Consider the following 10,859-nt stretch of genomic DNA (forward strand, 5'->3'; position numbering starts at 1 on the left):
CTGCGCGTTACATGTCGCGGAGCGAAACACAGGGAGTGCAACCACGCGAGCCCTCCAAAGACAGAGACGATTAGACCCACCGCCTTTTTGTAGTGAACAATTCTGTACTCATCTAGCAACCTTAAGAGTTTTACCTTTTCACAGGCTGACTAGAACTTCTGAATTGAACCCCATACTCTTTGTTATTCTCTGTGTGCTGTTATCAGGTGCGTATTACCGCCACTCCTAATATGGTTCAGAGTAACACAAAAAGCCATACAATGACAAGAGATAAACGGATAGTAATTTGAGTAAATCAAGTAAATTATGAAAAATTTAATCGATACGCTAAAAGGAAAGATTCAATGTTCGCGGAAATCATTCGAGACTACATCAAGCGTTTACCGAAAAAAACCTGATTAAGCGGGCGCTAGGCGGTTTATTTGTTGGTCGGCAATTCCCCTCCCGCTAACATTCGTATAACGGGAGACCCCTTGCCGAATCAAGTTGGATTAATTAAATTTGACAAATGTGACACAAACCTATATATGGAAAAATCTCCAGGAAATGTTCATCCTTTATCCCAATTTGCTAGTAACTCAACCAACTTGATACTAGCAGAATTTGTTTCTCACGAACAATTCTGAGGCAGATGTTTTTTGTCCCTAAAACCGAAAAGGGAGAGGCTTATTTGATACCTCTCCCTCGGCGATCGAAAATGAATTGATGATTAACTTACTACTATAGCATAACTGCTAAATTTTGATGAATGCACACCAATATTAGTAAGTTTCAACGTGCCAACGATGGTCTTTTTTCAACTGCTTCTGATACTCGCTCCAATTAACATCAAACTTCTCGGTAACAGCAGACATTCCTTCATCAATGCCACCCTCCATACCTTTTAAACCACAGATGTAAGTATGAGTATTTGGCTTTTGAATCTCTTCCCACAACTCATCAGCATTTTCTTGAATTCTGTGCTGAATATACATTTTGCCGCCATCTTTATTCTTTTGTTCGCGACTAATAGCATAAGTTACGCGGAAATTATCAGGGAACTGACGTTGTAGTTCTTCAAGCTCTTCTTTGTAGAGAATATTGGGAGTGTAAGCACAACCAAAGAATAACCAGGCCAAACCTTTAAACTGATAATCAGGGTTTTGTTCTCTTTCCTTAAACATCCGCCAGATAAAAGCACGGAAAGGAGCAATTCCTGTACCTGTTGCGATCATAATAATAGTTGCATCTTCATCATCAGGCAATAACATTTCCTTACCTACAGGCCCAGTAATGGCCACATCTGCACCTTCTTCCATACCACATAGGTAAGAAGAACATACACCATAGATTCTTTCGCCAGTTTCTGGGTGATTGTATTCTAGACGGCGTACACACAGAGACACTGTTTGATCGTCAAGATTATCGCCGTGACGAGTAGAAGCGATGGAATAAAGCCTTAACTTATGAGGTTTACCCTTATCATCTGTTCCCGGTGGAATAATACCAATACTTTGACCTTCTAGATAGTGCAAGTCGCTACCAGAAAGGTCAAATACTAAGTGACGAACAGTACCTTCACCACCCTCACGTACTAATTCAGTGCTGGAAAGACATTTGCCGATGAATGGATTTTTGGGGCGATAGGTGTTGACCGGAACATCCTTATGTGACTTAGGTTTAGCTTGAGTCATGGGTTTAGTTGTTTTTCCTGTAGTTGTTTGACCGTTAATTTGAGAGCTTTCACTCACAGCTTTAATGCTGATAATTTTGCCTCCCATCCGTGTAATCCTTTGCATTTCTTGGTTCATGCGGGTATAAGGTACAGTGATATAAACAGTTCCACTGTGACGGATGGGGCTATTTGTTTTGTCAGTAATATTACTCTGACGTAAACCTTCAACTTCGTATACAAAAGTACGACTACCGTATTCTGTATTAGTTTTTACACCCAATGCAATTTGAGTTTTCATTAGTTGATTTCTCCATTTAGATAAAGTATATTGCCAAGAGATGATGAGTCTTTTTATTTAAGTGTTTTTTAAGATACTCTGGTCTAATGGCCAGTAGGTTTTAAGTCTATATTTCAGAGGTTTAGTGCTGAAAATCTTGTTTTCCTTATGGCATCTTGTTTATTCACTAATTCATTCTATGATTAGGAAGTAACCTAAAAGTAGAACTACAATTAGGATGAGTAAAACTAATATTTTTTTCAGTTGTTTACTCTGATGTAGCTTCTCAAATTTCAACAAAAAGAGGCAATACTGTATTCTGTATTGTTTTTTACATTATGACTAAGTGTTGTTTGAATTGTCATTATTGACCGATCTTTGATTCTGGAACAAATACACTTTTCACCCACAAGAATGTCACTTTGATTACAGCTTGAGTCTCTATATGTAAGATGCTTTTAAGTATATGGCCAATACAGAAACATCTTTTTTCACTCTTTATTTATGTCTAAGACATTGTTAATTCTTGGCATTAATCAATTCTGACTATTTTACATATAAAATGCAGAGTGGTCTTAAATTCTTTTAAGTTCTATAGCTAATTATCAAATCAGTAGTCAGTAGTCAGTATTCATCAGCCAGTAGTCAATAAAATCGAGAATGATGTCTATGGAGATTTTCAACCCACCAAGCTAAAGGGATAGCACCTCAGGCAAAGTAGACAAGGAAGCAGAAACACTGAGCAAAATTACTTATTTTAGTTTGAGAGCTATAATTATGAGTAAGTTTGATGAACTTTAGATAAATTTTCGCTTTCTGTATTTACCCCTTGTGATATGAGGTAAAAATGCTTTCAGTTTTGCAAGTTCCTCGATGATAGCACTTGACTTGTATAAAAATAACTTTTGTCTATCATGCTCATTACTTTACAACGTAAAAATAGAAAACTAATCAACGCAATTTTTTTTTAACAATGGAAATAGTCTCCTCAAGGTAAAAGCTACAGTTCGAGAGTGGACTAAGTTGGTAAATTTTCCTGTTTGTGATTTTTTCTGTCTATCGGAGTCGCTATTCAACTTGGCCTTGTATTCCTCGAACTTGGCCTGAATCTCTAAGCCAACTTGAGAAATTAATCTTTTCTTCCCAACAGATATCCTACTCCAGTTATAAAGCTCTGACTTTACTCCAAATTAAATCCCTTATTAGCCACCAAGAAAATATTTTAATCTTGTAGGGCCATTGAGTTGTTTAGGCGATCGCCTAAATAATTAGTGGCCAATAACCTCTAGCCAGAGATTGTTTTGAACTTTCTAGGGAATTGAGTTGTTTAGGCGATCGCCTAAATAATTGGCGACCAATAATCTCTAGCCAGAGATTGTTTCAAACTTTTTAGGGCTATCAACAGTATTAAAATAATTAGACAAAGTTAAACATAAATAGACATTTACTGTGATATACTAGACTTATGTATAATTTATTAAACTATTAAAAGAGGTGGCCGATAAATTGAAATGCAATCAATCAAGACTAAATTAAAAGTTAACAATGTTCTCAAATATGTTCTCAGTGTGGGCATAAACAGAAAATCCCATTGAGTGTGAGGACGTATGAATGTAGTGCCTGTGGTTTTACTGCTGACAGAGACTTTAATGCTGCTGTCAACCTAGAAAACTATGTGAGTCAGTAGGTGGAGTTCCCACCGATTTGAAGCCTGTGGAGAAGATAAGTTGCAGACTGCGGTCAGTGGTCTTTTGTGTTTGCGCAGCATTGCGTCAGCACGCGCAGGAAGCTAGCTCCAAAACCCTCATGGGTAAGTTTGGGTAAGTTTAGTAGAACGGAATTCATACATGGTAATTGATATTATATCATGTCCGGATAATTAGTGATAAAAAATCTTCTTCCTTCTGCTAAGGCATCTCCCAAATTTTGATAGTTTTGTCATCGCTACCACTAACAATAGTCTTTCCATCGGGACTGATCGCGACAGAATAAACATCATCACTATGACCAGTCAGGGTGGCCTTGAGAGTTTCGGTCTTGAAATCCCAAATTTTGATAGTTCTATCATCACTAGCACTAACAATAGTCTGTCCGTCAGGGGTGAAGGTGACAGAGTTAACATCGTCTTTATGACCAATGAGGGTAGCCATGAGAGTTCCTGTAGCTAAATCCCAGACTTTAATAGTTTTGTCGCTACTACCACTAACAACTCTCTTCCCGTTGGGACTGATAGCAACAGATAAAATCCGAGCACTATGACCAGTCAAAGTGCCTTTGATAGCTCCTGTGGCTAAGTCCCAAACTTTGATGGTTTTGTCATCACTGCCACTAACAATAGTCTTCCCGTCGGGACTGATGGCAAGAGACAAAATCCGAGCGTCATGACCAGTCAAAGTAGCTTTGAGAGTTCCTGTAGCTAAATCCCAGACTTTGATAGTCTTGTCAAGGCTAGCACTAATAACTGTCTTGCCGTCAGGACTGAAAGCGACAGAAACAACTGGGTCGCTATGACCAGTAAAGGTAGCTTTGAGAGTTTCTGTGGCTACATCCCAGACTTTTATACTGTTGTCATAATCACCACTAATAACCGTTTTTCCGTCGGGACTAATAGCTACAGAATCAACAGAATCACTATCTGTTAGGATAACTTTAAGGCTGCCTGTTGTCAAATCCCAGACTTTGATAGTTTTGTCTTTGCTACCACTAACAATAGTCTGCCCATCTGAGCTGATAGCAATGCAGTCATCAGGACATATTCCCTCTGAATGACCAGTTAGGGTTTTAACTTCAGAAAGAGGCGAAGGTGAGGCAGTGGCAGAAAGTTGAAGATGTATGTCTGGTTTTTTTGGAATATTATAAATAATTGTAGAAGTAAAAATAGCACCTAAAGCAATACCTAAACCTATTTTGACCCAAGTGTTATTAGGAGTTGGTAAAGGTTCTGGCACTAATGATGGTAAAGCAGAAGTAACAGGAGGAGTAACAGGAATATTTGACTGATTATTATCTATTAAAACTGTTTCTTTCTGTGATATCGAATACTGTAACGGATAGCTAACATTATTATTACTAATATTGCTTAATTCGCCGATCGCTTCTTCTACATTTTGATAACGATCTTTCCAATAATCAGACACCATTTTATCAATAACTCGAACCAAAGTTTCACTAACATTAACTTGGTTTTTCCAGATAATTTCACCAGTGGAGTTGTCTTCTCGTAAATTACTAACCGGAATTCCAGTTAATGCTTCAATACCCATCATTCCCACAGCATAAATATCACTACAAAACTTAGGTTTTCCTGCTGCCTGTTCGCTAGGCATATATCCAAGAGTTCCTACTGCTACTGTTGCAGTTGTATAACCTGTACTTGTTACTGTTAATTCATTAATTTCTTTAACAGCACCAAAATCTATTAATACAATTTTTCCATCAAATTTCCTCCGCATAATATTCTGAGGTTTTAAGTCACGATGTATTACTTTTTGGTGATGTACATACTTTAAAACTTCTAAGATTTCAATGAAGAGTTGAATTATTTTCTTCTCACCAATTTTTTGCCCAGAATAAATCTCTTTTGTTAAATCATCTCCTTCAATCAATTCTTGAACTAGATAAAATTGTTCGCCTTCTTCAAAATACGCACATAAGCTAGGAATTTGATCGTGTTCTCCTAAACGTTGTAATATTTTTGCTTCTTTTTCAAATAAAGTTTTTGCCACTTGAAAAACCTGTGGTCGTGGGTCAGATGGAGCCAATTGTTTAACGACACATTGAGGATAATTGGGAAGGTCTAAATCTACTGATAAATAAGTATTTCCAAAACCACCCTTGCCTAACTCTGATATGATTTTATAGCGATTTTTAAGTATTTTTTCAGCCATTGTTTTTTTGAGAAAGTTTTTTATCATTAATTATCCGGACATATTATACCAATTTTAAAAAGAATGTTACGAATAATAAGGGTGATTAAAAAACTTTTAAATAGATGTATCTTTGATTAAAAATATGATTTATGGGCTAATAAATGACATCGAAAACATTCATTCTGACTCCTTACTCATGACTCCATATCCTTTAAAAACACCCTAGCTATTTGTAGCAAACATTTATCAAATTGGTATTACTTACTAATTTTAACATTAAAAAAAGCTTCCTGGAATTGACTTCGGTGCATATTATATCAAATCCGTTTTATTGAACATAAAAAAAATCTCCAATCGTCATAACTACGCTCATCTTTGTAATTCTCTCTCCTCCTGATATAGAATCCGCTTATATAATATATGTAGGACTTACGCAGATACGCTATATATAGTACTCATAACTATTGTCCAATAGTTACTGGACTCTATACACAGTGTCTTTGCGTAAGTCCTGATATGTTTATAATTTCTTAAATTACTTCAATATTTAATCTCCCCTACCCTCCTACTCTCCTACTCCCCTACTCCCAACCCCCAAATATATGATCAGTCTTCAACCGGATTTGATATGAATCCTGACTTCTGAGTTCCCCTCCACGGTCGCAGGGCTAATTCATTGCCTGGGGAGAATATTAATATGAAGTACATTTAATTGTGCAAATATACAAATATCTCCATCTCCCATCTCCCCATCCCCCCAAATTCCCCTCCTGGGAGGGGCTAGGGGTGGGTCTCCATCTCCCCATCCCCCCATCAATTTTTCGCTCGCGTGACAATAAATAGACCCTGCTCCACCGGAGGGGTCCGCGGGTGGATTGACTCCTCCTGACTTAACCATTCTATGGCTGTTTAACTGGATTTGATATTGCATCAATATTCTACCTACTAAGGCGCCGACCAAACTTTAATAGTTTTGTCATCGCTACCACTAACAATAGTTTGTCCGTCGGAACTGATGGCAATAGAAGTCACTACCCATGTATGACCAGTGAGAGTATTTTTGAGACTACCCGTTGCTAAATCCCAAATTTTGATAGTTGTGTCCTCACTACCACTAACAATAGTCTGGCCATCGGGACTAATAGCTACAGACCAAACTTCGTTGCTATGACCAGTGAGAGTATTTTTGAGACTACCCGTTGCCATATCCCAGATTTTGATAGTCCCGTCCGCACTACCACTGACAACAGTCTGTCCATCGGGACTGATAGCTACAGCAAAAACCCGATCGCTGTGACCAGAAAGAGTATTTATCAGACTACCTGTTGCTAAATTCCAGATTTTGATACTGCCATCACCACCACCACTGACAATAATCTGTTTTTCAGAGCTAATAGCGACAGAATAAACTGCTTTGCTATGACCATTGAGAGTAGCTTTCAGACTTTCTGTAGCCAAATCCCAAATTTTGATAGTGCCGTCAGCGCTACCACTAATAACAGTTTGTCCGTCTTGACTGATGGCAATAGAATAAACTGCTTTGCTATGACCTGTGAGAGTCGCTTTCAGACTTTCTGTAGCCAAATCCCAGATGTTGATGCTGTCGTCAGCGCCACCACTAATAACAGTCTGTCCATCGGGGGTAATAGCAACAGCAAAAATCTTGTCACTCTGAGTAGTAAAAGTTCCTTGGAGGTTACCATTTACCAAATCCCAAACTTTTATAGTATTGTCCCAGCTACCGCTAACAACAGTCCGTCCGTCGGAACTAATTGCAATGGAACGAATCCAGTTGTTATGACCGCTGAGGGTGCGAACTTCAGAAATATTAGTGGCGTCGGATATGAGGTTGGGAGTTGATGTTTTAACTGATGCTCCCTCATTTTGACTATTTCTAGTAGGTGAAGATGAGGATGTTTCCTGTCCTCTAGGAATATTATTAATAATAATAGTAGCAATCATAAGACTGAAGGCAATACCAATACCTACACCTATTTTGACTAAATTTTTAGCAGAAGTTGATGAGGAAGAAGCGGGAGAAATAGTAGTTGATGGCTGACTATTATGCTGATTACTATTTATTACAACTGTATGTTGTTGTGATATTTCTTGTGGCGATTGGTAATTGAGATTATTATTAATCTTAGATAATTTAACTATTACTTCATCAATACTTTGATAACGATTTTTCCAATAATCTGACACCATTTTATCTAGAATTAAAACTAATTTATCGCTAACATTAACTTGATTTTTCCAGATAATTTCACCTGTTGAATTGTCTTTAACTAATCGATTTGCTTGTATACCAGTTAATGCTTCAATGCCAATCATTCCCACAGCATAAATATCACTACAAAATCTAGGCTGACCAGCTGCTTGTTCGCTAGGCATATATCCAGGAGTTCCCACTGCTATTGTCATAGTTGTATGACCCCCAGTTGTAATTGCTAATCCCTTAATTTCTTTCACTGCCCCAAAATCTATTAACACAATTTTTTCATCAGATTTTCTCCGCATAATATTTTGCAGTTTTAAGTCACGATGAATTACATTTTGCTGGTGTACATACTTTAAAACTTCCAAGATTTCAGTTAAGAGTTGAATAGTCTGATTTTCACTAAAACTTTTCCCTGGATAAATTTCTTTTGTTAAATCATTTCCTTCTATGAATTCTTGAACTAAATAAAATTGTCCACCCTCTTCAAAATAGGCAAATAATCTGGGAATTTGATTGTGTTCTCCGAGACGTTGTAATGTTATTGCTTCTTTTTTAAATAAAGTTTTTGCAACTTGAAAAACTTGTGGTCGCGGGTCAGATGGGGCTAGTTGTTTAACCACACATTGAGGATGATTAGGAAGGTCTAAATCCACCGCTAAATAAGTAGTTCCAAAACCACCTTTACCTAACTCTGAGATAATTTGATAACGATGTCTAAGTATTTTGCTAGTCATTATTTTTTTGAGGAAATTATAGCTTTTTTTAGGAGTCAGGAGTTAGAAAATAGTTAGAGTAGTTTAATCTTTTAAATATTGTCAAGCCGATTTATTAATTAAAGTAATCTTTGGGCTATAATATTTATGGATCAATTGAATTTTTGAACTTTTTTTACTAGGCAATATAGCTACGCTAGGCTGCACCAATATAATCTTGGGCATTTAATTTTATAGTTAGTAATTGGGATTGACTCATAATTGCTTTATTGAAAAAATGATTACTTTAAATTATAGTATAGTAATAACTAAATTCAACTAATTTTATTGATGATGTTAAATTCTGAGCTGCTTATTCAACTAGAAAAATTATCCCGTGGAGATAAGTTTCAAATTATCCAATTTTTAATGACTGAATTGGCAAAAGAAGAAGGGTTAGAACTATTAGATTATAATAATAAGGCAATACTATGATAACGATCTCTCCAATCATACAACACCATTTTATCCAGAACTCGACCTAAATCATCACTCACATTAACTCGATCTTTCCAGATAATTTCACCAGTTGAGGTATCTTTAGAAAATTGATTTACATCAACTCCAGTTAATGCTTCAATAGCCATAATTCCCACAGCATAAATATCGCTACAAAACTTCGGTTGACCTGCTGCTTGTTCCATAGGCATATATCCGGGAGTTCCTACTGCTATTGTTATACTTGTTTGACCTCCTCTAATAACAGTTAATCCTTTAATTTCTTTGACTGCCCCAAAGTCAATTAAAACTATTTTTCCATCAGATTTTCTCCGCATAATATTCTGAGGTTTCAAGTCACGATGAATTACATTTTCCTCATGTACATATTTTAAAACTTCTAAAATTTCAGCTAATAGTTTAATTGCTTGTTTTTCACTAATTTTTTTACCAGGGTAAATTTCATTTGTTAAATCATTACCTTCAATAAATTCTTGAACTAAATAAAATTGCCCACCCTCTTCAAAGTAGGCAAATAACCGAGGAATTTGCTCGTGTTTTCCCAGACGATGTAATATTTTTGCTTCCTTATCAAATAAACTTTTAGCAACTTGAAAAACTTGGGGACGCGGGTCAGATGGAGTTAGTTGTTTAACAACACATTGAGGACGGTCGGGAAGGTCTAAATCAACTGCTAAATAAGTAGTTACAAAGCCACCCTTTCCTAACTCAGAGATAATTTTATAACGATGCCTAAGTATCATGTTAGTAATTATTTATTTGAGAAAATTATAGCTTTTTTTTAGGAGTCAGGAATTAGAAAATAGTTAGAATAGTTTAATCTTTTACAGCATATTTCGGGCAAATTAGGTACAGGGTCATTTCAGTTATCAGTTATCAGTTATCAGTACCGACTACTAAAGAACTGAATATTTTTTCATCCCCTTAAAAGGGAAGGCTTTGGACCTCATTTTCGGGGTGTACCTCATAACAACGGGAAGCGCTGTAAATATTTTCAAGCTTACAACAAATATATAGAATAGGGTATATAATTGTTGGGTTACTAAATTCAGTGAGGGCGTTAGCGGAGCTTGGCGTTAGCCAATGCCATTCGCCCCTACAGATGGCATTTTCGAGGTGAATTTCGTAAGTCCTGAAATTATCTGATAAACCCGCCACCGCTACTCCGTTAACGCTTAAGAGGTACAAAATCATACCCATCGCCAATCTTCACAACTTCCACTAATTGAATATCACCATCATAGTCACCAGTGTCTGAAAATTTAACTGCTTTGAACGCTCCTGGTGTAGAAAACCCTGATGATAACTTCTCCCGAACACCTTCACGAGTAGGTTGAGCTTGATCGTCAATTGCTTTCACCAGAGCTTGAGTCGCATCATATGCAGTAATTGTTCGCCAATTCACACTTGAAGTTCCCCAAAGTTCTTGAGAGCGTTTGGGAAAATCTGAACCTGTTTCATTTCCTTCAATGTCCCACGCTACAGCTACAACCATTCCTACAGCACTATCTCCACCTTTCTCAAGAGTCTTTGCAGAGTAAAGATTATCTCCACCTAATACTGGTAAATTCCCTTGATTAACCTGAACTATTTCCAGAGCTTGATCTAAATAACCTGAGCCGGGAGA

The 10,859-nt window shown here is 36.9% G+C and carries 8 protein-coding genes and 1 pseudogene; 3 read left to right on the forward strand and 6 right to left on the reverse strand.

What is annotated here, in order from left to right; all coding sequences use genetic code 11:
- The first annotated feature begins 473 nt into the window (after nt 1–473).
- Nucleotides 474–626: a hypothetical protein gene (locus F6K15_RS23535; RefSeq protein ID WP_293065076.1), complete on the forward strand. Its 153-nt coding sequence runs from the start codon at nt 474–476 to the stop codon at nt 624–626.
- Between the two features lie 135 nt (nt 627–761).
- Here the strand turns inward: F6K15_RS23535 and petH are convergent, their stop codons facing one another.
- Nucleotides 762–1,952 carry a ferredoxin--NADP reductase gene (gene petH / locus F6K15_RS23540; protein WP_293065078.1) on the reverse strand — a complete coding sequence of 397 codons (1,191 nt, stop codon included), beginning with the start codon at nt 1,950–1,952 and terminating at the stop codon, nt 762–764.
- A gap of 1,534 nt (nt 1,953–3,486) precedes the next feature.
- Between petH and F6K15_RS23545 the strand changes: the two genes are divergently transcribed.
- Nucleotides 3,487–3,618 carry a zinc ribbon domain-containing protein gene (locus tag F6K15_RS23545; protein ID WP_293065092.1) on the forward strand — a complete coding sequence of 44 codons (132 nt, stop codon included), beginning with the start codon at nt 3,487–3,489 and terminating at the stop codon, nt 3,616–3,618.
- A 220-nt stretch (nt 3,619–3,838) separates the two neighbouring features.
- On the opposite strand, the gene F6K15_RS23550 is transcribed toward F6K15_RS23545, so the two are convergent.
- The 3 genes from F6K15_RS23550 to F6K15_RS23560 form a co-directional block, all read right to left on the reverse strand.
- Entirely contained in the window at nt 3,839–5,818 is a 1,980-nt protein-coding gene (locus F6K15_RS23550; RefSeq protein WP_293065080.1) for a serine/threonine-protein kinase, read from the reverse strand.
- 655 nt (nt 5,819–6,473) lie between these two features.
- The gene (locus F6K15_RS23555) at nt 6,474–6,731 is read right to left on the reverse strand and encodes a hypothetical protein (protein WP_293065081.1); all 258 of its coding nucleotides are present in this window, start codon (nt 6,729–6,731) and stop codon (nt 6,474–6,476) included.
- 14 nt (nt 6,732–6,745) lie between these two features.
- Complete coding sequence (locus F6K15_RS23560) at nt 6,746–8,755, reverse strand: serine/threonine-protein kinase (protein ID WP_293065083.1); 2,010 nt, start codon at nt 8,753–8,755, stop codon at nt 6,746–6,748.
- A gap of 309 nt (nt 8,756–9,064) precedes the next feature.
- On the opposite strand from F6K15_RS23560, the gene F6K15_RS23565 reads away from it, so the two are divergent.
- Nucleotides 9,065–9,208 (forward strand): hypothetical protein, encoded by a 144-nt coding sequence (locus F6K15_RS23565; RefSeq protein ID WP_293065085.1) that lies wholly within the window; start codon nt 9,065–9,067, stop codon nt 9,206–9,208.
- Here F6K15_RS23565 and F6K15_RS23570 read toward each other — a convergent pair.
- Together F6K15_RS23570 and F6K15_RS23575 are read right to left on the reverse strand one after the other, a co-directional pair.
- A complete protein-coding gene (locus tag F6K15_RS23570) occupies nt 9,184–9,975 on the reverse strand; it encodes a serine/threonine-protein kinase (protein ID WP_293065087.1) in 792 nt (263 codons plus the stop codon). The two genes, F6K15_RS23565 and F6K15_RS23570, sit on opposite strands and share 25 nt — an antisense overlap.
- A gap of 425 nt (nt 9,976–10,400) precedes the next feature.
- Nucleotides 10,401–10,859, reverse strand: a pseudogene (locus tag F6K15_RS23575) (receptor ligand binding family protein); the annotation flags it as partial.

The organism is Okeania sp. SIO2B3 (genome assembly GCF_010672525.1).
Lineage (GTDB): Bacteria > Cyanobacteriota > Cyanobacteriia > Cyanobacteriales > Microcoleaceae > Okeania.

Bases quoted from the DNA above. Each gene is read 5' to 3' on its own strand.
- F6K15_RS23550 (WP_293065080.1), bottom strand. From the start codon at position 5,818: ATGGCTGAAAAAATACTTAAAAATCGCTATAAAATCATATCAGAGTTA.
- F6K15_RS23555 (WP_293065081.1), bottom strand. From the start codon at position 6,731: ATGCAATATCAAATCCAGTTAAACAGCCATAGAATGGTTAAGTCAGGA.
- F6K15_RS23565 (WP_293065085.1), top strand. From the start codon at position 9,065: ATGATGTTAAATTCTGAGCTGCTTATTCAACTAGAAAAATTATCCCGT.
- F6K15_RS23560 (WP_293065083.1), bottom strand. From the start codon at position 8,755: ATGACTAGCAAAATACTTAGACATCGTTATCAAATTATCTCAGAGTTA.
- petH (WP_293065078.1), bottom strand. From the start codon at position 1,952: ATGAAAACTCAAATTGCATTGGGTGTAAAAACTAATACAGAATACGGT.
- F6K15_RS23570 (WP_293065087.1), bottom strand. From the start codon at position 9,975: ATGATACTTAGGCATCGTTATAAAATTATCTCTGAGTTAGGAAAGGGT.